Genomic DNA, 22,193 nt, shown 5'->3' with positions numbered 1-22,193 from the left:
CCTTATAAAACTTCGCTGGCTGATTCGGCTAAGATACGACGTGCAATAATCACACGCATAATTTCGTTAGTGCCTTCTAAAATTTGATGAACACGTACATCGCGTACGTGGCGTTCAAGTGGGTACTCTTTAATGTAACCGTAGCCCCCATGAATTTGCAGCGCATCGTTACACACAGTAAAACCAACATCGGTTGCAAAGCGTTTAGCCATCGCACAATAAGTGGTTTTTTCACTGTCGTTAGTATCAAGTTTAAACGCCGCGAGTCGTACCATTTGGCGCGCTGCGACAAGCTCGGTATTCATATCGGCAATTTTAAATTGTAGCGCTTGAAATGCTGCCAATGGCTTACCAAATTGGGTACGCTCTTTTAAATACTCACGTGCGGTATTAAGTGCAGCTTGTGCAGTACCAATAGAGCAAGTTGCAATATTAATACGGCCGCCATCTAATCCTTGCATGGCAAACTTAAAGCCTTCGCCTTCTTGGCCTAATAAGTTTGCTGCTGGAATTCGTACATCTTCAAAACTAATTAAGCGTGTTGGTTGTGCATTCCAACCCATTTTTTCTTCTGCTTTGCCGTACTCAATACCTTTGGCATCTGCAGGTACAACAAACGCTGAAATGCCACTTGGGCCATCAGCCCCTGTACGTGCCATTACAACTAAAATTTCTGTTTCACCGGCGCCAGAAATAAACATTTTTGAGCCGTTAATAACATACTCATCGCCATCACGAACTGCTTTAGTTTTTAATGACGCAGCATCAGAGCCAGAGCCTGGCTCGGTTAAACAGTAAGAGGCTAACAACTCACCCATTACCAATTGTTCAACGTATTTGTCTTTTACTGCATCGGTACCAAAGCTTGCGATCATCCAGGTTGCCATATTATGAATGGTCAGCATAGCCGTAGTAGCTGTACAACCCAGTGCAAGTTGCTCAAAAATAATGCTTGAATCTAAACGAGATAAACCTAAACCACCGGCTTCTTCTGGGGTGTATAAGCCACAAAAACCAAGCTCACCAGCGGCTTTAATTGTGTCTTTTGGGAAAATATGTTCGCGATCCCACTTAGCTGCATGTGGTGCTAGTTCTGATTCTGCGAATTGACGCGCCGTTTGCGCAAAAGCTTGTTGATCTTCAGATAAGTTAAAGTCCATGGTAGACCTCTTGTAGTGTTTTGTTTGTTGTCGGTGCATCCCATCAAGGGAGTTATTAGTGAGGAGCGACAACACTGTGTGTTGTGCCCCTCTTTTTTATTGATTATGCGGTTAAAATGTTACTTAAGATTAATACTCATATTTGGACCTGAAGCGATATCATCTTCAAACCAGCGAGAGGTAATGGTTTTGGTTTCTGTGTAAAAACGAATACCTTGTTTACCATACGTGTGAGTATCACCGTAGAATGAGCCTTTCCAACCCGTGAACGAGAAAAATGGTAAAGGCACAGGAATTGGCACATTAATACCCACTTGGCCTACTTCAATTTCGTGTTGGAATTTACGTGCAGCCGCACCACTTGAGGTGAATAGTGAGGTACCGTTGCCGTAAGGGCTCTCGTTAATAAGCGCAATGGCTTCTTCAAGGGTATCAACAAACATACACGCCAATACTGGGCCAAAAATCTCTTCTTTGTACAAGTTCATATCTTTGGTTACATCAGTAAATAATGTAGGGCCTACCCAGTTACCTTGCTCGTAACCTTCAACGCTAAAGTCAGAGCCATCAATTAAACAGGTAGCGCCTTGTGCTTTACCATCGGCAATTAGTGATAAAATACGTGCTTTTGCAGCAGGTGATGTTTGTGGGCCATAAGCCGCGTCTGCATCATCCCAAACACCTGGGCGTACACCTTCAAAGCCTGCTTTAATTTCATCAACCCAGTCTTTTGCTTGACCAACAAATACCGCCACTGAAATACCCATACAGCGCTGACCTGCTGCACCTACAGAGGCACCCACAAGGTTATTAACAACATGCGATTTACTCGCATCAGGCATAATTACCATGTGGTTTTTAGCGCCAACACACGCTTGAACGCGTTTTAAGTTTTGTGTGCCTTTAGAGTAAATATAGGCACCTACACCACATGAACCCACAAATGAAATAGCACGAACGGCTTTGTCTTCTAATAAGCGGTCAACTTGTGGTTTTGTACCATGTACTACTTGTAACACGCCTTTTGGCGCACCGGCTTCAATAAATAGCTCAGCTAAGCGCATAGGAGTAAGTGGATCTTGCTCAGACGGTTTTAAAATAAAGGTGTTACCACACACAATTGCCAGTGGGAACATCCACAATGGGATCATTGCCGGAAAGTTAAATGGCGTAATACCTGCACACACACCCAGTGGTTGCATGTAAGAATACGTATCGATTTTGCGCGCTACGTTTTCCATGGTTTCACCCATCATTAACGACGGCGCATTAGCTGCTTGTTCAACTACCTCAATACCACGCCACACATCACCTTTTGCATCTTCAAACGTTTTGCCTAGCTCATGACAAATAATAGTGGCTAGTTCATCATGGTTTTCTTTTAATAGCGCCGCGTATTTCATCATAATGCGCGCACGCTCTGTAATTGGCACATCTTTCCACGTTTTAAATGTTTCGCTTGCTGATGCAATCGCCGCATCCATCTCTGCGTCTGTAGCGCATGGCACTTGCGCGAGCACTTCTTGATTAGCTGGGTTTACAACATCAATTAATTCATTTGACGTTGACTGAACGAACTCGCCGTTAATTAATAAGGGTACTTGGTGCATAATAAATCCTATTGAGTCAATTTAATTGCCGCAGCGCTGTGATTGTTATAGTTGCTGCGGCTTTGTTATCAGTTAAAGTGCTTCGACTGCCATAGCAACGGCTTCACCGCCACCTATACACAAAGAGGCAACGCCTTTTTTGAGGCCTCGGTTTTTAAGCGCATGAATAAGTGTTACTAAAATACGTGCGCCACTAGCACCAATTGGGTGGCCTAGTGCACACGCACCACCATTGACGTTTACTTTGCTTTCATCGAGCTTTAATTCGTTAATAGCCAGCATAGTGACCATGGCAAACGCTTCATTAATTTCCCACAAATCAACATCGGCGATTGTCCAGCCAGCTTTTTCAAGAACGCTGTTCATTGCGCCCACTGGGGCTACTGTAAATTCACTTGGTTTTTGAGAATGAGTGCTGTGAGCAACAATTTTACAAAGTGGTGTTAAACCCTCAGCTTTTGCTTTTGATTCGCTCATTAGTATTAGTGCAGCACCACCATCTGAAATAGACGATGAATTAGCGGCAGTAATAGTGCCGTCTTTTTTAAATGCAGCTCTTAAGCTTGGAATTTTTTCAGGGCGTGCGTTGCCAGGTTGCTCATCAATTGAAACGGTGACATCGCCTTTACGCGTTTTAATAGTGTGCGGTGTAATCTCGTTATCAAACCACCCATTGTCTATGGCTGCGTTTGCTTTACTTAATGAACCCAGTGCAAACGTATCCATTTGCTCACGACCAATACCGTATTCATCGGCTGTGTCTTGAGCAAAGCATCCCATTGCTTTATTGTCGTAGGCGTCTTCTAAGCCATCACTCATCATGTGATCTTTGATTTCGCCATGTCCCATACGCATACCGCCGCGGGCTTTAGGAATAAAGTAAGGTGCATTGGTCATGCTTTCCATGCCACCAGCGATTGCTGATTCAATAGAGCCTGCCTTAATTAAATCATTCGCTAACATCGCTGCTTTCAAACCCGAGCCGCATACTTTATTAATAGTGGTAGCGCCGGTGCTTAGTGCAAGCCCTGCTTTAAGCATTGCTTGACGTGCAGGTGCTTGGCCTAAACCGGCTGGTAATACGCAGCCCATAATAACTTCATCAATTGCATCATTGCTTAAACCCGTTTGAGCAAGTGCGCCTGCAATGGCCGTAGCACCTAATTCGGTAGACTGCGCATCACTTAGTGCGCCCATAAATCCACCCATTGGGGTGCGTTTTGCTGCTACAATTACAACGCTTTCGAAAGACATAAAAGGCTCCATTTTCAATTAACGCAAACATGTTTTATTATGTTTAGCTTAATGTTTAAACTAATCTGATAAATACGAGCATACATAAAATTTACGTTTACGCCAACGTAAATCTAAAATCAACTTTCTAATTAGTGTAAAAACTGTAAAGTTAGCTTGCTAAAAATTTATTACATACTGCCTAACTAGCTTATAGCGTTCATAAACACTCAACTTCTGCTGCATTTCCGCTTTTATTTTATACGTCTAAAGTATAACAACCAGATCACACTTTACCTTTACGTAAACTTCACTTATATTGGGGTTATTCGAATGAGGTAAACATTACAATGAAATCAGATAATCAAACAAACTTTGCAAATTCAGCCAACGAGCCGGCTAAAAACGAACAAACTTTTAGCATTAGTGAATTGGCTAAAGAATTTGATATTACCACCCGCTCTATCCGTTTTTACGAAGACCAAGGGTTAATATCGCCAGAGCGCAATGGTCAAACACGTATTTACTCCAAGCGCGACAAGGTTCGCCTAAAGCTAATACTGCGCGGCAAGCGTTTAGGTTTCACCTTAGCTGAAACTGGTCGTTTGTTTGAACTGTATGATGCTGATAAATCAAGTGCAAAACAGTTAGTCACCATGCTTGACCTTATCAGTGAGAAAAAAGCCGATCTTTCACAACAGATGGATGACATTAAAGTGGTTCTTATGGAACTGGTCACCGCTGAACGTCGCTGTCGCGACACGCTTAGCAAAATAGATGAATAAAATATAACAACGTCATCAACACACAGGAATTAATCATGAGCACTATTTCACTATATAAAGAAATGAACTTTGGCCTTGGCGAAACTGCAGATATGATCCGCAGTCACGTAAACAGCTTTGCCAGTCAAGAAATTGCCCCACTAGCTGAAAAAACTGACCTTGATAATGCGTTCCCCAATGAACTTTGGCCGCAAATGGGTGAAATGGGCGTGCTTGGCATGACCGTGGATGAAGAATTTGGTGGTGCTGGTTTAGGCTATTTAGAGCACGTTATTGCCATGGAAGAAATTAGCCGTGCAAGTGCCTCTATTGGTTTAAGTTACGGTGCGCATTCAAACCTGTGTGTTAATCAAATAAACCGTAATGGTTCACAAGCACAAAAAGAAAAATACTTACCTAAACTTATTAGTGGAGAGCACATTGGTGCGCTGGCTATGAGTGAACCTAATGCGGGCTCTGATGTTGTTTCTATGAAACTTAAAGCAGAGAAAAAAGGCGATAAGTACATTTTAAACGGTAATAAAATGTGGATCACTAATGGCCCTGACGCAGACACGCTGGTGATTTATGCAAAAACAGATTTAAACGCCGGCGCTAAAGGGATTACAGCCTTTATTGTAGAAAAAACTTTCCCGGGGTTTTCAACCGCTCAAAAGCTAGACAAACTTGGCATGCGTGGCTCAAATACCTGTGAATTGGTATTTGAAAACTGTGAAGTACCCGAAGAAAATATTTTAGGTAACTTAAACGAAGGCGTTAAGGTACTGATGAGTGGCCTTGATTATGAGCGTGTTGTTTTAGCGGCCGGCCCACTTGGCATAATGCAAGCGTGTATGGATATTGTGGTGCCTTACATCCATGAGCGTAAGCAATTTGACAGCCCTATTGGTCAATTCCAGTTAATACAAGGCAAAATTGCCGATATGTATACACAAATGAATGCAGCTCGCTCATATGTGTACACAGTAGCAAAAGCATGTGATCGCGGCGAAACCACCCGTAAAGACGCTGCTGGCGCAATTTTATACGCTGCTGAGCTTGCAACTAAAATGGCATTAGACGCAATTCAAATTTTAGGCGGTAATGGTTATATAAATGAATACGCAACAGGTCGCTTACTGCGTGATGCGAAGTTGTATGAAATTGGTGCAGGCACCTCAGAAATACGCCGTATGTTAATTGGTCGCGAATTATTCACTGAAAGCCGCTAAGGATTAGTTATGACGATTTTAAAATCGAGCGTTAATCCGCATGATCCAAATTTTGTGCAAAATCACAACAATATGTCGGCGCTAGTGGATGATTTACGCAGTAAAGCAGCGACAATACGTTTAGGCGGTGGTGCTGCACTAAAAGAGCGCCATGAAGGTCGCGGTAAATTATTTGTCCGTGACCGTATTACCACTTTGCTAGATGAAGGCTCGCCATTTTTAGAAATATCGCAATTTGCTGCCTTTGGCGTTTATGAACAAGATATTCCTTGTGCCGGTGTAGTTGCAGGTATTGGTCGCGTTAAGGGCGTTGAATGTATGGTAATTGCTAATGATGCGACAGTAAAAGGCGGCACCTATTTCCCGCTGACTGTTAAAAAGCATTTACGCGCTCAAGACATCGCCGAACGTTGTCATTTACCGTGTATTTATTTAGTTGACTCAGGTGGCGCAAACTTACCTGAGCAAGACGACGTATTCCCTGACAAACTGCATTTTGGTCGTATTTTTTATAATCAAGCGCGTATGTCGGGTAAAGGCATTCCACAAATTGCTGTGGTTATGGGGTTATGTACTGCAGGTGGTGCGTATGTTCCTGCTATGGCCGATGAAAGTATTATTGTAAAAGAGCAAGGCACTATCTTTTTAGCTGGTCCGCCGCTGGTAAAAGCTGCCACCGGTGAAGTAGTTACTGCAGAAGAGCTTGGTGGCGCCGATGTACACTGTAAAACATCAGGTGTGGCCGATCATTACGCTGAAAACGATGCTCATGCCTTGTCGATTGCTCGCCAATGTATTGAACGAATTAACTATTCGCGCCCTACCTCACCATTACTAGAAGAAGTAAAAGCCCCTCGTTATGATATTAACGAACTTTACGGCATTGTCGGTACTGATCTCAAAAAGCCATTTGATGTCCGTGAGGTCATTGCACGTACTGTTGATGATTCATCGTTTGATGAATTTAAACGCTACTTTGGTGAAACACTGGTAACAGGCTTTGCCAGCATTTATGGTCATCCCGTAGGCATAGTGGCTAACAACGGTATTTTATTTAGTGAGTCTGCGCAAAAAGGCGCGCACTTTATTCAACTGTGTGCTCAGCGCAACATTCCTCTGGTATTTTTACAAAACATTACTGGTTTTATGGTTGGTAAAAAATACGAGTCTGAAGGCATTGCTAAACACGGCGCTAAAATGGTGATGGCGGTATCGTGTGCCGATGTACCCAAATTTACTATTTTAATCGGGGGCTCATACGGTGCAGGTAACTATGGTATGTGTGGCCGCGCGTTTGAACCGACCATGATGTGGATGTGGCCAAATGCCCGTATTTCGGTTATGGGTGGTGAACAAGCCGCTGGTGTAATGGCGCAAGTAAAACAAGATGGTTTAGCCCGCAAAGGCGAAAGCATGAGCGAGCAACAAATTAGCGATTTTAAAAAGCCAATCATCGATCAATACGAACAGCAAGGCCACCCTTATTATGCCAGTGCCCGTTTATGGGATGATGGCATTATTGACCCTACCGATACACGCAATGTTCTTGGGCTTGCACTTAGCGCAGCTAAAAATGCTCCTGAGCGTGAATCAAAATTTGGCGTATTTAGAATGTAATGGGAGCTTAAAATGTCAGTAACACTACAAATAACAAAATCTAATGTGGCTGTACTTGTTTTAAGTCGCCCAGAAAAACGCAATGCCTTTAATAGCGACGTTATCCATGAGCTTATTCAATGTATTGAACATGCTAATACGCTCGATATTCGTGCCCTTGTATTAAAAACTGAGGGTAAACACTTTTCAGCCGGTGCCGATTTAGCCTGGATGAAATCGATGGCAGATAACAACTATAACGATAATTTGGCCGATTCGATGCAGCTGGCTAAACTAATGCAAGTATTAGCACAAAGCCCACACCCTACTATTTGTGCGGTACAAGGCGCAGCATTTGGTGGCGCATTGGGCTTAATTGCTTGCTGTGATATTGCGCTCAGTAAAGACGACGCTCAATTTTGTTTAAGTGAAGTTAAATTAGGTTTAATTCCTGCTGTTATAAGCCCTTATGTAATAAAAGCTATTGGTGAACGCGCTGCTCGTCGTTACTTCTTAACGGCTGAAGTATTTGATGCGCATACGGCTAAACAGCTGGGGCTAGTTCACCAAATTACAGGGAATTTAGACTGTGCACTGGATAACCTATTACAAACGCTGATAGATAATGGCCCGGTAGCGGTTAAAGCAGCTAAAGCGCTTATTAATGATGTGGCAAACAAAGAAATCGATAACGAAATAATTGCGCTCACTGCAGAACGTATAGCCAAAATTCGTGTATCAGACGAAGGTCAAGAAGGTCTAACTGCCTTTTTTGAAAAACGCCCTCCCCAATGGCAACTCTAGGACGCATTATGAACACAGTACACTTACAAAAAATTCTGATTGCTAATCGCGGAGAAATTGCTTGTCGTATTATGCGAACAGCAAAGCAAATGGGCTTGACCACGGTTGCGGTTTATTCAGATGCAGATAAAAACGCTCAACATGTGAAAATGGCTGATGAAGCCTATCATATTGGTGCAGCGCCGAGTAAAGACTCATACCTAGTTGCTGATAAAATACTAAACGTTGCCAAAATGAGTGGCGCCGATTGTATTCATCCTGGTTATGGATTTTTATCTGAAAACAGCGAATTTGCTAATGTTTGTGAAGCCAATAACATTGCCTTTATTGGGCCACCAGCAAGTAGCATAGAAGCTATGGGCTCTAAAACCCGTGCAAAAGAAATTATGGCAGCCGCTAATGTTCCTTTGGTGCCAGGTTATTATGGCGATAAACAAGACCCTAGCTTTTTACAAGCTGAGGCTGAAAAAATTGGCTACCCTGTGCTTATCAAAGCGGCCTTTGGTGGCGGTGGTAAAGGCATGCGTATTGTTTCAAAAACCAGTGAGTTTATAAGCGCATTAGAAGGCGCTAAGCGTGAAGCTATTGCCGGTTTTGGTAATGATCTGGTTTTGCTTGAGCGTTATGTTGACCAACCACGCCATGTTGAAGTACAAGTGTTTGCTGATAACTATGGCAACTGTGTGTATTTAGGTGATCGTGATTGCTCATTGCAGCGTCGGCATCAAAAAGTGATTGAAGAAGCGCCTGCCCCCGGTTTATCAGACTCATTGCGAAAAGAAATGGGCGAAGCCGCGGTACGATGTGCCCTAGCCATAGACTACCGAGGCGCTGGCACTGTGGAATTTTTACTTTGTGGTGATGAGTTCTTTTTCATGGAAATGAATACTCGCTTGCAAGTAGAACACCCCGTTAGCGAAATGGTCACAGGCGTTGATTTAGTTAATTGGCAAATTAATGTAGCCAGTGGTTTAGCGTTACCTTTAGCGCAAGCAGATATTCAGCTACAAGGCCACAGCTTTGAAGCACGTATTTACGCTGAAGATCCAAGTAATGACTTTATTCCGTGCTCTGGCACTATTGAGGCACTATTTACGCCGGCTAACAGTGAATATGTACGTATTGATACTGGTATTGCCCAAGGTGATGAAATAAGCCCGTATTACGATCCAATGATTGCCAAACTTATTGTTCATGATGATAACCGCGACCAAGCACTTTCGCGTTTACAACAAGCATTAACACAATTTCATTTAGCCGGATTTAGCACTAATATCAGCTTTTTATATAATTTAGCGATTCATCCACGCTTTAAACAAGGTGCTCCAAGCACCCACTTTATTGCAGAGCAAGGTGAAGCGTTAGTTACTATTGACCCTTCTTTATTACAAACTAGCCGCTTAATTGCAGGTTTTGCGTATTTAGCATCACTTGGTAGCAATACAAGTAGTGCAAATCCATGGCAACAATTACATGGGTTTAGTTTAAATGCGCCGCAAGAAGTTAACATTCCATTTAGCGATACCCCCTTAAACGCAATAAAAACCGCGCAGGGCTATAGCATGACTATTAATGACAACACCTTTGAAGTGCAAGGTGAGTTAACTAATGGCTACTGCAACGTATCGATTAATGGCGCTAAACACACTGCGCATGTTAGCCACGTTGATAATGCCATTACTGTAATGAACCAAGCACTGCAAACTAAGTTTGAATGTGTTGATAAACATTTCATCAGCTCACATGAAAATGAGGCATTACCCCTTGCTGCGCCACTTAATGGTACTGTAGTTAAACACTTGTTAGAGGTGGGATGCACCATTACTAAAGGCGATGCAGTGGTTATAATTGAAGCAATGAAAATGGAATACACGCTTAATGCCCCACATGATGGCGTATTAAAAAGTTACTGTTTTGCTGAGGGTGAACTGGTAAGCCATGGCGCTTTACTGGCCATAGTTGAAGACACAACTGCAGAGGAACCCGCTTAATATGAGTTCATTATTACCTAAAGCAGTGCGCATTGTTGAAGTGGGCGCCAGAGATGGACTTCAAAATGAAGCCGCTGTAGAAACTGCTGATAAAATAACGCTTATTAACGCACTCGCCGCTGCAGGCATAAAAGACATAGAAGCTGGTGCGTTTGTCTCACCTAAATGGGTGCCACAAATGGAAGACTCTAGTGAAGTAATAAGCGCACTTTATTTACCTGAGGTTAATCTCAGTGCCCTTACCCCTAATTTAAAAGGGGCAGAGGCAGCAGATGCTGTAGGTATTAAAGAATTTGCAATATTTACCGCAGCGAGCGAAGCATTTTGCCAAAAAAATATTAATTGCTCTATTGAGCAAAGTTTGGCGCGTTTTAGTGAAGTTATGGCTTTTGCAAAGGCGAATAACATTCGCGTACGCGGTTATGTAAGTTGTGTGTTAGGTTGCCCGTATGAGGGAGATGTTGACCCTCATACTGTACTGGCTGTTGCTGCTAAACTCTTAAAAATGGGCTGTTATGAAATTAGCCTAGGTGACACCATAGGTGTTGGCACACCCGCTAAAGTAATAGAGCTACTTACATTGCTACTTAAACATATTGATAAATCTAAACTTGCTGTACATTTTCATGACACATACGGGCAAGCGCTCACAAATATTTACGCTGCTCTAAACCTTGGTATAGCAACGGTTGACAGTGCTGTTGCCGGCCTTGGTGGCTGCCCATATGCCAAAGGCGCGTCAGGAAATGTTGCCACCGAAGATGTTGTATACTTACTGCAAGGACTTGGCATTGAGCATGGAATTGATTTACAAAGGCTTGCTGAGGCAGGTTGGCAAATTACGAGTGCACTGAACAAACAACCTGCTAGCAAGGTTTCTGCAGCATTACACGCACAATAATTAAATAGCACAGAATGAGGAGTGACTCATGGCCGGTTTTGATAAAGTAGTTTCTAGTTATGAAGCTGCAATGGAAGGTTTAAAAGACGGCGATACAATAATAGCCGGTGGTTTTGGCTTATGTGGTATCCCTGAGGGTCTAATTGCCCAAATTAAAAAAATGCAAACTAAAGAATTAACCGTTGTTTCCAATAACTGTGGTGTTGATGACTTTGGTTTAGGGCTGTTACTGCACGACAAGCAAATTAAAAAAGTGGTCGCCTCATACGTTGGCGAAAATGCCTTGTTTGAACAGCAGCTACTAAGTGGCGAGATTGATGTAGAACTTACGCCACAAGGTACTCTTGCTGAAAAAATGCGTGCTGGTGGTGCAGGAATACCTGCTTTTTACACAGCCACAGGTTACGGCACACCGGTTGCTGAGGGTAAAGAAGTAAAAGAGTTTAATGGTCGCCCTTATATTTTAGAAGAGTCAATTACCGGTGAATTCGCTATTGTAAAAGCATGGAAAGCGGATCGCTACGGCAACTTAGTATTTCGTCATACAGCCATGAACTTCAATCCAATGGCGGCTACTGCGGGTAAAATTACCGTTGCAGAAGTAGAGGAAATTGTTGAGCCAGGCGAACTTGAGCCAAGCCAAATACATACGCCAGGAATTTTTGTTAACCGCGTTATAAAAGGTAACTTTGAAAAACGCATTGAACGTGTTACCACACGAGATTAAGCAGGAGCACTAACAATGGCATTATCACGTGAACAAGTCGCAATGCGCGTAGCTCAAGAGTTACAAGATGGGTTTTATGTTAATTTGGGCATTGGTATTCCGACACTCGTCGCAAACTATGTACCCGATGGCATAGAAGTTATGCTACAGTCCGAAAATGGTCTTTTAGGCATGGGCGAATACCCTACTAAAGCCACTGTTGATGCGGATATGATCAACGCGGGTAAAGAAACCGTGACGGCAGCTACCGGTGCAGCTATATTTAATAGTGCAGATAGTTTTGCCATGATACGGGGTGGTCATGTAGACTTAACCGTTCTGGGCGCGTTTGAGGTAGACCAAAACGGTTCTATAGCCTCATGGATGATCCCTAAAAAATTAATTAAAGGCATGGGCGGAGCGATGGATTTAGTCGCAGGTGCAAAAAACATTATTGTTACCATGACCCATGCCAGTAAACACGGCGACTCTAAGTTATTAGAAAGCTGTACGTTACCGCTAACGGGCGTTAACTGTGTTAAAAAAATAGTTACTGATTTAGCCGTTCTAGAAGTAAAAGACGGCGCATTTCATTTACTAGAACGCGCACCAGGCGTATCAGTTGATGAAATTATTAGCAAAACGGCAGGTAAATTGCTTGTTAATGGTGATATTCCTGAGATGGTGTTTTAAACCACTCATAATTTCACCCTGTACCGACCTCATTCCCAGTGCCAATGGCGCTGAGTTACCCAAAATCCCTCGTAAGAGGGATTTTTTTTGTCTATATTTTAGTTTTTGCACTATAGTGACAATTTAACGCACCACTTAGGTGAATTCGACCTAATAAAATAAATAAATTGCTGATATAGTTAGTTTTTATTTTTGGTTTAATTATTGCCTATTACTAGGCGATTGAAATAACTTTATACTGGATACCATGCAAACACCTATTCGCGGCCTTCGCTCTTTTTGTTTTGCCGCAAAAAGCTTAAGTTTTAAACATGCTGCTAAAGAGCTTTACTTAACGCCCTCGGCTGTAAGCCACCAAATTAAACAGCTAGAAGAGCAGCTAGGCATTGATTTATTTCAAAGACAAACTCGCTCTATTAGTTTAACGCCTGCAGGTAAAAACTTTTTTGAAGCAATTTATCCAATTATAAATATGCTAGAGAGCACCATTAATGAATTTAGTCAGTTACAACAAAATGTAAACTTAACCATTACCCTGCCCGAATTTTTTGCCAGTGAATTGTTAATGCCTAAGCTCAGTGAATGGACCAGCGAGCACCCTAATATTAATTTACACATGGATACCCTCAAAACGCGCAAAGAGCTGACTCGCCAAAGTGATTTATCTATAATTTTATCTTCAAGTAAACCGCTTGATGGACTGGCTACTGAGTTATTTAATTTAGAATATATTCCAGCGTGTAATAAAAAACTGCTTGAACAATGGCAAAACGATCATTGCCAAGCGCTTAATCAAGTGCCGCTTATTGTGCATAAAGCACGCCCTTGGGCTTGGCATCAGTGGGCAGAAAAAGTTGGGATTGATGACTTTTCACCAACGCAAATTATTCAAATAGATAGTATGTTTGGTGTAGCAAGAGCGGCGCAGCAAGGAATGGGGATTGCACTTATTCCTCTACCAATTAGCCAAAGCTGGCTGGATGAGCAATGGCTCTATAAACTGTTTGAACAACCCCTTACTACCAAAGATAAATACTACTTGGTACAACACGGCTCTAGTACGGCAAACCACCCGCTCGACTTATTTGCCAAGTGGGTAATTAACACCTTCAGACAAACAAAGTGACTATTAATAAAACGCCCTTTTATGGGCGTTTTATTATTTACGACCTTTTTAAAATATTTTTTTCGTGTCTCACGTAAATCTCAAAAAACAAAATATAACCGCATTATCAACCACTTGAGCAACTCCTTGTTGACTGAATTTATAGATTAGTTTTTTTCACTTATTAGTTTTGTTTTTATCGCTTGTCGAAATTGAGTAAAAGCTCTAAAGTTAACTCAACAAATCAGCAACGACCAAAAATAATAAAACGCGTTACTGAAACCAAATTTAATTAGTTTGTAACAACAAGCTAGTAAAAAAGAATCTTTATTGTGTGTGAAGATGTTGTCAGTGTAAAAAACAGCTCAAGTTCGGTGGTGACTTAGCTTGGGTTGTTTTTATTTTACGCTTACACCCGCCAATAAATATAAGAATCTTTATTGTGTGTGAAGATGTTGTCAGTGTAAAAAGCAACTCAAGTTCGGTGGTGACTGAGCTTGAGTTGTTTTTATTTACATTCACATCAGCAACAATAATTCAGCATTAGTTATTACTAATACAACCCCCCGAATCTTTATTGTGTGTGAAGATGTTGTCAATTGAAATGCAGCGACCTTTTTTAAGTATCGCTGCTTTTTTTTTACTTTAAATTTGCCTATTTGCTAATTAGCTTAAACATCATCTGATCTGTTTATTTCCTCACGAGCAACAAATTCTAATACAGTGGCATTAATACAATATCTATCTTGACCATTTGGCCCTTCACCCGGGAATAAATGCCCTAAATGAATCCCGGTACTTTTAGATTTAAGCTCAATACGTTGCATTCCCCAACTGTTATCTTCATGCTGCGTTACGCTGTCTTTTACAGGATGTGTAAACGACAACCAGCCAGTACCCGAATTAAATCTGTCGCGGGTATCAAACAAGGGTTCACCACTGAGTTTGTCGATAAAAATGCCATCGGGGGTGTTTTTAAAAATAGCGTATTCTTTGCAATATGGGCTGTCGGTTTTAGCGTTAAACGCTACTTTATAAGCTTCACTGTCACCGAGTTTAAATGCACCTAGCGCTTTATAAAACAGCTCGGCATCCATATAGCCTTGGCGAGAATACACTTCTACTCCATCTTCTAAAAATAGTATGGTGGGTGTAGCCCAGGTAGCCGATTTGATGGTTAAGCCATTTAGCTGATCAGCATGGCGAAATGTCATTGGTATTGTGCCTTTATAGTCATTAGCTACCGCCGCTTTAAATTTTTCACAGTAAGGGCAGTAATCGCGAGAGTCTAAAATAACAATTTGTTTGCCAGTCGACAATGCAGTGTTATCAACCTGCTGCTTTTCATCTTGACTAAAAACAACGCCGGTTGAATGGTCTGGGCAATAACCGTTTGGATTTTTTTCAAGGTAATTTTGATGATATTCTTCAGCAGAATAAAATTGCTCTAGTGGCTTAATTTGTGTAGCTATTGTTCCATAACCTGCTTCGGTGAGTAACTGCTGGTACTGCTGTGTTACAGCAATCGCGGTATTTGCTTGCTCGTCACTTGTAGTTAAAATAATAGAGCGATATTGTGTGCCTACATCATTACCTTGGCGGTTTTTTTGAGTCGGATCGTGGCTTTCGTAATAATTTTTCAGCAGCTCTTTTGCCGAAATAATATTGCTATTAAATGTAACCTGCACCACTTCAGCGTAGTTATCTTCATCAAAGCGACGCGATAGCTTAGTTATATTCCTGTAGGTTGGTTTAAACCCATGCCCATCGGCATAACCCGACTCTGCATCGAGTACCCCATTAAGTGCTTCATAGCGTTTTTCTGCCCCCCAAAAGCAACCTGAGCCAAGCACTAGCTTTTCTACATGCATGGTTGCATTTAAATCACTGGGTTTAGCTACTTCATCTGACGAGATTGCGCTCATCGCACTAAGCAAGCCCACAATGGCAAATCCCGGTAATATTACCCCCTTAAACATACGATTACCTCTTAGTTTTAGTTACTCTAGGGTCTGTTGACCTTCCAAGGTTAAATTTGCAGCAGTCTGTTTGGTGTTTAGGCAAGGCAGAGCCTATGTGGTGTGGTTATTCCCCATAAATAGGCGATAACGCAGCATCAATGCCAAACAGGCGCTGCCCGAAGGGTTCTGCCTAGGAGCGATTTACTCTTTGTTGCTCGGTTTTTACTTAGCCCACTAGGTTACAAACCTCGCGCCGCGATTAAACCGCTCCTAGTTTGAACAATTTTAATCCGCAAAGGTCAACAGACCCTAAAGCAGACCTGTAAACCCAAGAATAAATTTCACACACAACAAAACTTTACGGATGAGAGAGTACATTCGATCCGAGTTTGTCTATTAATATCGTAATAGTACAGCGACTGTGATAGCTTAAATGTAATTAATATTAATGAGTTATCGGTATGAGCATGATTCCTAGTATAAAAATTTTAACGAACTCTAGCCTGCTTTTTGATGTTTCTCACTACAGCGAACCACACATACTTGCGACGCAAAAAAAGCTTTGGGCGTTAGCCCAGCACTGTAAAAATAGTAATGAGTTTTTTGATTTAGTACCGGCTATGAACTCATTAACTTTGTATTTAAAGTCTTCAGAAATGCTCCATAAATGGCACAACACCTTAGCTAAGTTATGGGAGGAAGTGGATGATTACCCGTTTGATAGCCAGCACCACCAAATTAATACCTACTACCAAGGTGAAGATTTAGATTACGTAGCTAACTATCATCAACTCACAATTGATGAAGTGATTAACTTACATAGTAAAGAGTTATATCACGTTCTATTTTTAGGCTTTGTTCCCGGTTTTCCTTATTTACATGGGCTCAACTCACGGTTATTTACCCCAAGGCGCGATAACCCGCGAGTGAGTGTACCTAAAGGCGCAATTGCTATTGGAGCAGACCAAACTGGTATTTACCCTGAAGATTCGCCAGGTGGTTGGCATATTATAGCTCACACTGATGCCTGCTTATTTGATTCTAAAGCGGCTAATCCTTGCTTATTTAAACCTGGCGATACCATAGAGTTTGTGCCTGTAAAAGGAGTAAGCAATGATTAAAGTAATCAAGAGCGGTATTCAACTAACAATCCAAGATTTAGGCCGTGTGGGTTTTCGACATTTAGGGGTAAGCCGCTCAGGCAGCCTTGATACCTATGCTCACATTATTGCGAACCGTTTATTAAATAACACCGACAACGCTGCCGTGCTGGAATTAACCGTGGGTTTATGCGAACTGCAATTTCAGTGTGATACCGTTATTGCCCTTCATGGAGCCGACCTCAAAGCAACCCTTGATGGACACCCACTTTATCCAGGCTGGAGTTACCCAATAAAAGCAATGCAAACACTTAAATTTGCAACTGGCCGTGGTGGCTCCCGTGCTTATATTGCAGTAAAAGGCGGTATTGAATGCCCAGAGGTTATGGGTTCTAAATCTACCGATTTAGGGGCAGCCATTGGAGGCTTTAATGGCCGTGCACTGCAAAGCGGCGACGTGCTAGCCATAAGTCCTTATACTAAACCATGGTTATGTAATAAGGGCGCTCTTACCCCACCTAAACGTAATATTATCCGTTTACATGTTGGTCCTCATTATGAGCTACTAACACCCGAGTGCATTAATGCTTTTTGTGATACCGCATTTACTATTAATCCAAATAGTAATCGTATGGGCGTACGCCTGGACCATAAAAATGCTGATATTATGCAACATACACTTTCATTGCCCTCTGTAGCCGTAGCACCTGGGAGCATACAGCTTCCACCTGATGGCAATCCTATAGTGTTATTAAATGACGGGCAAACAACGGGGGGTTATCCTTTAATAGCGCATGTGATAGAAGCCGACTTACATCAGTTTGCACAATTTAGAACTGCTGATCCAATCACCTTTGAATTTGTATCACTTGAGCAAGCAAATGCTGCAAAAAATAAGCTCGATGCTCACCTAGCACAACTTAAGCTGAGTTTAAGCCGCTACTGGGATTAATTAATAGTGCACTCACGCTCACTCACTGAGTAACTCAACCGCTATTTATTTATTTTTCGCTTTGCACTTTCTTGGTGCAAGGCAAACTAATTGTTGCAATTTAATTTAACTTTAACGTAATTTTAAATTAAAAATTGCACATTGCATTTTAATCTCCTTGCCAATATCACCACATTGGTGCAACGCCAATCTATTTGGTGCATAAATTATTCTTATTATTTTAAAAAAGCCATGTGACTTAGGTATTTATTTCTGATAAAACAAGGTTAGTCTTTAGCAAACTCGCTATCGTAGGCACTTAATAGGAATGAGGAAAAATTATGTGTTCAATATTCGGCGTACTTGATATTAAATCGGATCCCAGCCAGTTACGCGCTCAGGCAATCGAAATGTCCAAACTGCTTCGCCACCGCGGGCCTGATTGGTCAGGGGTGTATTCATCAGACAAAGCAATTTTAGTACACGAACGCTTAGCAATAGTAGGCGTATCAAGCGGTGCGCAACCATTATACAACCCAGAAAAAACGCATATTTTAGCGGTAAATGGCGAAATTTATAACCACAAAGAGCTTGCCGCTAATTTAGAAGTCGAGTTTGATTTTCAAACCCAGTCAGATTGTGAAATTATTTTAGCCCTGTATAAACAAAAAGGGCCTGCATTTTTAGATGACTTAAATGGTATTTTTGCCTTTTGTTTATATGATGAAGAGCAAGATGCTTATCTAATTGGTCGCGACCACATTGGTATTATTCCGCTGTATACAGGCCACGACGAGCATGGCAACTTTTATGTAGCATCAGAGCTAAAAGCGCTTTCACCTATTTGTAAACATATTGAGGAGTTCCCACCGGGGCATTTCCTTTACAGCAAAGACGGTAAATTAACACCGTACTACCAACGTGATTGGCAAAGCTACGACGCAGTTAAAAACAACGATGCCAAGGCAGAAGATGTAAAAGATGCTCTAGAAGCCGCGGTAAAACGCCAGCTTATGTGTGACGTACCTTACGGTGTATTACTATCAGGTGGGTTAGATTCGTCGGTTATTTCAGCTATTACTCAACATTTTGCTGCAAAACGTATTGAAGACAACGACGAAAGTGACGCTTGGTGGCCTAAACTGCACTCGTTTTCAGTGGGTTTAGAGGGCTCTCCCGATTTAGCAGCAGCGCAAAAAGTGGCTGATATGATAGGTACTATTCACCACCCTATTATTTTTACTATTCAACAAGGTATTGATGCTCTTAAAGAAGTGATTTATCACATTGAAACCTACGATGTAACCACTATTCGTGCATCAACCCCTATGTACTTAATGGCACGCCAAATTAAAGCTATGGGCATTAAAATGGTACTTTCAGGTGAAGGTGCCGATGAATTATTTGGTGGTTATTTATATTTTCATAAAGCACCCAATGCACAAGAGTTTCATGAAGAGCTAAACCGTAAAGTATCAAAACTGCATATGTTTGATTGTTTACGTGCTAATAAATCAATGGCTGCTTGGGGTGTTGAAGCACGCGTGCCATTTTTAGATAAAGAATTTGTTGATGTTGCAATGCGCATCAACCCAGAAGCTAAAATGTGTAAAGACGAAAAAATTGAAAAGCATATTTTACGTGCTGGCTTCGACGGCTACCTTCCAGACGAAGTGTTATGGCGTCAAAAAGAACAATTCTCTGATGGTGTTGGCTACAGCTGGATTGATACTTTAAAAGAGTATGTGAATGAGCAAGTAACGGATCAAGAACTAGCGAATGCTAAATTTAAATACCCAATTAACACGCCAGATTCAAAAGAAGCGTATTTTTACCGCCGTATTTTTGAATCGCACTTCCCGGGCGATGCCTCTGCTAACTGTGTACCACATGGTAAATCAGTAGCATGTTCAACCCCCGAAGCACTGGCGTGGGATGCATCATTTCAAAACAATGCGGATCCATCTGGACGCGCCGCAGGCGTCCACAATGAAGCATATAAAAAATAGTTACCCCCCTATCTACGCTGCAGGTTAAAAACTGCAGCTTTTCTTCGCTGTCTTTGTGAATAATTTCTTGAAAATTTTATTCCACTAAAAGAAGTGAATAAGAAATCAAAACCATTCAATTTAATCATTTATGTTTAATCACTGTTGTTTGTCACTTCTTTACAAGCGCAGCGTTTCTTTGCCATTTTTATAAATTAAATCGCAAAGGTGAGATAAACCTTTGACCAATTTAGTTTAAACAGTAAGATTTAGTCGCTTTTTATAAAAACTATTTCAATCTCGCTTTTTCATTAACCTCATGAAAAATATCTATCTAGCTCATTACCCCAAATCATAAAAACATAGTTAAAATGTCATTAAAAAATCATTTAATAAATTAATAGTGATTTTAAAACGCTGAGTTAGTTTTTACGTATTCAATAGCGTTTTTTAGTTATTTACTTGTCTGATTAAGCCGAATATTCATTCACTTAGCTTTGCATTCAATGCTATATACGACTATAAAATAATTAGCTGACACATTAGTTATCATTTGTTCAGCTGCCAGATATGTACAATAAAAAGACAAAAGTAGCTTAAAGTTTTGCCAAAGTGTTAAATCTTTTGCATTTAATATTTAACTCCCCTATTAGTAAAGGTATGATGGGCAATTAAATTAGTTAGTCTTCTAACTATTCGTGTTATTAGCTTTAGTTATAAATCTAATAAGACGAATACAGTGAACTATAAAAAAACTGGCATTAAGCCAACCTGTTTCATTAACCAATGAGGTATTGCATGAGCGAGAATCATGACAAGTACAGTATTGATAATACGGACTACACCGTAGGTCAAGACAACGTACAAAAGTGGGGATTTGATATACATAACCCTGTATTCGGGATCAGTGCAGGGTTAATAGCACTTTTTTTAATCGCCGTACTAGTGTCAGATGCCGAAGTAGCTAAAACAACACTAAATGGTATCAAAACCGATATTATTAATAATTTTGACGGCTTATTTATGTGGGCTGCCAACTTCTTTGTTATTTTTTGTTTAGTTTTAATTTTTTCACCATATGGCAATATCCGCTTAGGCGGTGACGATGCTAAACCATCGCATTCTCGTATTTCTTGGCTGGCAATGTTATTTGCTGCAGGTATGGGTATTGGCTTAATGTTCTGGGGGGTTGCTGAACCAGTCGCATACTACACTGGTTGGTATGAAACGCCGCTCAATGTAACAGCTAACACACCAGAAGCCGCGAAAATGGCAATGGGTGCAACTATGTTCCATTGGGGTCTTCACCCTTGGGCAATTTATGCTGTAGTTGCGCTTTCGTTAGCATTTTTTACTTACAATAAAGGCTTACCTCTTTCTATTCGTTCGATTTTTTACCCAATTTTAGGTGATAAAGCGTGGGGGTGGCCTGGTCACATAATTGATATTTTAGCTGTATTAGCAACCTTATTTGGTTTAGCAACGTCACTTGGGCTAGGTGCACAACAAGCTTCTGCCGGTATTAATCATGTATTTGGTTTTGAAGGTGGCGTAGGTTCACAAATTCTGGTTATTACAGGTGTTACGTTACTAGCAGTCGTCTCTGTTATTAGAGGCATTGATGGCGGCGTTAAATTACTTAGTAACGTAAATATGCTCATTGCTTTAGTATTACTAGTATTTGTATGTTTAGTTGGTTTTGCGGTCTCTATGGGTAATATCCCTAACACGGTAATGGGGTATGTAGAGAACATTATTCCATTGAGTAACCCACATGGCCGTGAAGATGAAACATGGATGCATGGTTGGACAGTATTCTACTGGGCTTGGTGGATTTCATGGTCACCGTTTGTAGGTATGTTTATTGCGCGTGTTTCGCGTGGTCGTACAATCCGTGAATTTTTAACCGCGGTATTACTTATTCCAACAGCGGTTACTATCCTGTGGATGTCTATCTATGGTGGCATCGCAATTGACCAAGTAGTTAATGGTATTGGTGCTCTTGGGACTGACGGTCTAACAAGTGTCCCTATGGCGATGTTCCAAATGCTTGATGAAATGCCAATGGCGAGTGTGCTTTCTTTCATTGCTATTGTATTAGTACTGGTATTCTTTATTACTTCTTCTGATTCAGGATCACTTGTAATTGATTCAATCACAGCAGGTGGCAAAATTGATGCACCGGTACCACAGCGTATTTTTTGGGCTACTGTTGAGGGCGCAATTGCTGCTGCATTACTTTGGATTGGTGGTACTCAAGCGATTGAAGCACTACAAGCTGGGGCTATTTCAACCGGTCTACCGTTTACCATTGTTTTACTATTAATGTGTGTAAGCTTAATTTTAGGTTTACGAACTGAGCCTCGCCCAGTTAAATAACACCCTACATTAAAAAACGCCGCTAATTGCGGCGTTTTT

17 protein-coding genes are annotated in these 22,193 nt (G+C 41.3%); 13 read left to right on the top strand and 4 right to left on the bottom strand.

What is annotated here, in order from left to right:
* Window positions 1-2: 2 nt before the first annotated feature.
* From FHG08_RS11250 to FHG08_RS11240, 3 genes are all read right to left on the bottom strand, one after another.
* Complete coding sequence (locus FHG08_RS11250) at window positions 3-1,160, bottom strand: acyl-CoA dehydrogenase family protein (protein ID WP_010389955.1); 1,158 nt, start codon at window positions 1,158-1,160, stop codon at window positions 3-5.
* 119 nt (window positions 1,161-1,279) lie between these two features.
* Window positions 1,280-2,770: a CoA-acylating methylmalonate-semialdehyde dehydrogenase gene (locus FHG08_RS11245; protein WP_076919545.1), complete on the bottom strand. Its 1,491-nt coding sequence runs from the start codon at window positions 2,768-2,770 to the stop codon at window positions 1,280-1,282.
* Between the two features lie 72 nt (window positions 2,771-2,842).
* Window positions 2,843-4,024, bottom strand: a complete 1,182-nt coding sequence (locus tag FHG08_RS11240) for a thiolase family protein (RefSeq protein ID WP_178956043.1) — start codon at window positions 4,022-4,024, stop codon at window positions 2,843-2,845.
* 329 nt (window positions 4,025-4,353) lie between these two features.
* Here FHG08_RS11240 and FHG08_RS11235 point away from each other — a divergent pair, with 329 nt between their 5' ends.
* From FHG08_RS11235 to FHG08_RS11195, 9 genes are all read left to right on the top strand, one after another.
* A complete protein-coding gene (locus FHG08_RS11235) occupies window positions 4,354-4,788 on the top strand; it encodes a MerR family DNA-binding transcriptional regulator (RefSeq protein WP_008114692.1) in 435 nt (144 codons plus the stop codon).
* Between the two features lie 35 nt (window positions 4,789-4,823).
* Window positions 4,824-5,999, top strand: a complete 1,176-nt coding sequence (locus tag FHG08_RS11230) for an isovaleryl-CoA dehydrogenase (protein WP_008114693.1) — start codon at window positions 4,824-4,826, stop codon at window positions 5,997-5,999.
* A gap of 9 nt (window positions 6,000-6,008) precedes the next feature.
* On the top strand, window positions 6,009-7,616 hold the full coding sequence (locus FHG08_RS11225; RefSeq protein WP_178956042.1) for a carboxyl transferase domain-containing protein: 1,608 nt from the start codon (window positions 6,009-6,011) through the stop codon (window positions 7,614-7,616).
* A gap of 12 nt (window positions 7,617-7,628) precedes the next feature.
* On the top strand, window positions 7,629-8,399 hold the full coding sequence (locus FHG08_RS11220) for an enoyl-CoA hydratase/isomerase family protein (RefSeq protein ID WP_010389950.1): 771 nt from the start codon (window positions 7,629-7,631) through the stop codon (window positions 8,397-8,399).
* 8 nt (window positions 8,400-8,407) lie between these two features.
* Entirely contained in the window at window positions 8,408-10,390 is a 1,983-nt protein-coding gene (locus tag FHG08_RS11215) for an acetyl/propionyl/methylcrotonyl-CoA carboxylase subunit alpha (protein WP_178956041.1), read from the top strand.
* A 1-nt stretch (window position 10,391) separates the two neighbouring features.
* Window positions 10,392-11,291, top strand: coding sequence for a hydroxymethylglutaryl-CoA lyase (locus FHG08_RS11210; RefSeq protein WP_178956040.1), 900 nt, complete (start codon window positions 10,392-10,394; stop codon window positions 11,289-11,291).
* A gap of 28 nt (window positions 11,292-11,319) precedes the next feature.
* Window positions 11,320-12,018 (top strand): CoA transferase subunit A, encoded by a 699-nt coding sequence (locus FHG08_RS11205; RefSeq protein WP_008114703.1) that lies wholly within the window; start codon window positions 11,320-11,322, stop codon window positions 12,016-12,018.
* A 15-nt stretch (window positions 12,019-12,033) separates the two neighbouring features.
* Window positions 12,034-12,690, top strand: coding sequence for a 3-oxoacid CoA-transferase subunit B (locus FHG08_RS11200; protein ID WP_008114705.1), 657 nt, complete (start codon window positions 12,034-12,036; stop codon window positions 12,688-12,690).
* Window positions 12,691-12,937: 247 nt separating this feature from the next.
* Window positions 12,938-13,816, top strand: coding sequence for a LysR family transcriptional regulator (locus tag FHG08_RS11195; protein WP_010389946.1), 879 nt, complete (start codon window positions 12,938-12,940; stop codon window positions 13,814-13,816).
* Window positions 13,817-14,466: 650 nt separating this feature from the next.
* Here the strand turns inward: FHG08_RS11195 and msrA are convergent.
* Window positions 14,467-15,774 carry a peptide-methionine (S)-S-oxide reductase MsrA gene (gene msrA, locus FHG08_RS11190; RefSeq protein WP_178956039.1) on the bottom strand — a complete coding sequence of 436 codons (1,308 nt, stop codon included), beginning with the start codon at window positions 15,772-15,774 and terminating at the stop codon, window positions 14,467-14,469.
* 443 nt (window positions 15,775-16,217) lie between these two features.
* On the opposite strand from msrA, the gene pxpB reads away from it, so the two are divergent.
* From pxpB to FHG08_RS11170, 4 genes are all read left to right on the top strand, one after another.
* A complete protein-coding gene (gene pxpB / locus FHG08_RS11185; protein WP_178956038.1) occupies window positions 16,218-16,877 on the top strand; it encodes a 5-oxoprolinase subunit PxpB in 660 nt (219 codons plus the stop codon).
* On the top strand, window positions 16,870-17,808 hold the full coding sequence (locus FHG08_RS11180) for a biotin-dependent carboxyltransferase family protein (protein WP_055013294.1): 939 nt from the start codon (window positions 16,870-16,872) through the stop codon (window positions 17,806-17,808). The genes pxpB and FHG08_RS11180 overlap by 8 nt, the downstream gene beginning before the upstream one ends.
* 320 nt (window positions 17,809-18,128) lie before the next feature.
* Window positions 18,129-19,796 (top strand): asparagine synthase B, encoded by a 1,668-nt coding sequence (gene asnB, locus FHG08_RS11175; RefSeq protein WP_178956037.1) that lies wholly within the window; start codon window positions 18,129-18,131, stop codon window positions 19,794-19,796.
* A 777-nt stretch (window positions 19,797-20,573) separates the two neighbouring features.
* On the top strand, window positions 20,574-22,154 hold the full coding sequence (locus tag FHG08_RS11170; RefSeq protein WP_010389940.1) for a BCCT family transporter: 1,581 nt from the start codon (window positions 20,574-20,576) through the stop codon (window positions 22,152-22,154).
* Window positions 22,155-22,193 lie beyond the last annotated feature (39 nt).

Source organism: Pseudoalteromonas sp. Scap03, from assembly GCF_013393115.1.
Classification (GTDB): Bacteria; Pseudomonadota; Gammaproteobacteria; order Enterobacterales; family Alteromonadaceae; genus Pseudoalteromonas.
This window is presented reverse-complemented; position numbering and strand designations above follow the sequence as displayed.

What these genes read in the sequence shown, in the direction of transcription:
- FHG08_RS11250 (WP_010389955.1), bottom strand. Translation starts at nt 1,160, where the DNA reads ATGGACTTTAACTTATCTGAAGATCAACAAGCTTTTGCGCAAACGGCG.
- FHG08_RS11245 (WP_076919545.1), bottom strand. Translation starts at nt 2,770, where the DNA reads ATGCACCAAGTACCCTTATTAATTAACGGCGAGTTCGTTCAGTCAACG.
- FHG08_RS11240 (WP_178956043.1), bottom strand. Translation starts at nt 4,024, where the DNA reads ATGTCTTTCGAAAGCGTTGTAATTGTAGCAGCAAAACGCACCCCAATG.
- FHG08_RS11235 (WP_008114692.1), top strand. Translation starts at nt 4,354, where the DNA reads ATGAAATCAGATAATCAAACAAACTTTGCAAATTCAGCCAACGAGCCG.
- FHG08_RS11230 (WP_008114693.1), top strand. Translation starts at nt 4,824, where the DNA reads ATGAGCACTATTTCACTATATAAAGAAATGAACTTTGGCCTTGGCGAA.
- FHG08_RS11225 (WP_178956042.1), top strand. Translation starts at nt 6,009, where the DNA reads ATGACGATTTTAAAATCGAGCGTTAATCCGCATGATCCAAATTTTGTG.
- FHG08_RS11220 (WP_010389950.1), top strand. Translation starts at nt 7,629, where the DNA reads ATGTCAGTAACACTACAAATAACAAAATCTAATGTGGCTGTACTTGTT.
- FHG08_RS11215 (WP_178956041.1), top strand. Translation starts at nt 8,408, where the DNA reads ATGAACACAGTACACTTACAAAAAATTCTGATTGCTAATCGCGGAGAA.
- FHG08_RS11210 (WP_178956040.1), top strand. Translation starts at nt 10,392, where the DNA reads ATGAGTTCATTATTACCTAAAGCAGTGCGCATTGTTGAAGTGGGCGCC.
- FHG08_RS11205 (WP_008114703.1), top strand. Translation starts at nt 11,320, where the DNA reads ATGGCCGGTTTTGATAAAGTAGTTTCTAGTTATGAAGCTGCAATGGAA.
- FHG08_RS11200 (WP_008114705.1), top strand. Translation starts at nt 12,034, where the DNA reads ATGGCATTATCACGTGAACAAGTCGCAATGCGCGTAGCTCAAGAGTTA.
- FHG08_RS11195 (WP_010389946.1), top strand. Translation starts at nt 12,938, where the DNA reads ATGCAAACACCTATTCGCGGCCTTCGCTCTTTTTGTTTTGCCGCAAAA.
- msrA (WP_178956039.1), bottom strand. Translation starts at nt 15,774, where the DNA reads ATGTTTAAGGGGGTAATATTACCGGGATTTGCCATTGTGGGCTTGCTT.
- pxpB (WP_178956038.1), top strand. Translation starts at nt 16,218, where the DNA reads ATGAGCATGATTCCTAGTATAAAAATTTTAACGAACTCTAGCCTGCTT.
- FHG08_RS11180 (WP_055013294.1), top strand. Translation starts at nt 16,870, where the DNA reads ATGATTAAAGTAATCAAGAGCGGTATTCAACTAACAATCCAAGATTTA.
- asnB (WP_178956037.1), top strand. Translation starts at nt 18,129, where the DNA reads ATGTGTTCAATATTCGGCGTACTTGATATTAAATCGGATCCCAGCCAG.
- FHG08_RS11170 (WP_010389940.1), top strand. Translation starts at nt 20,574, where the DNA reads ATGAGCGAGAATCATGACAAGTACAGTATTGATAATACGGACTACACC.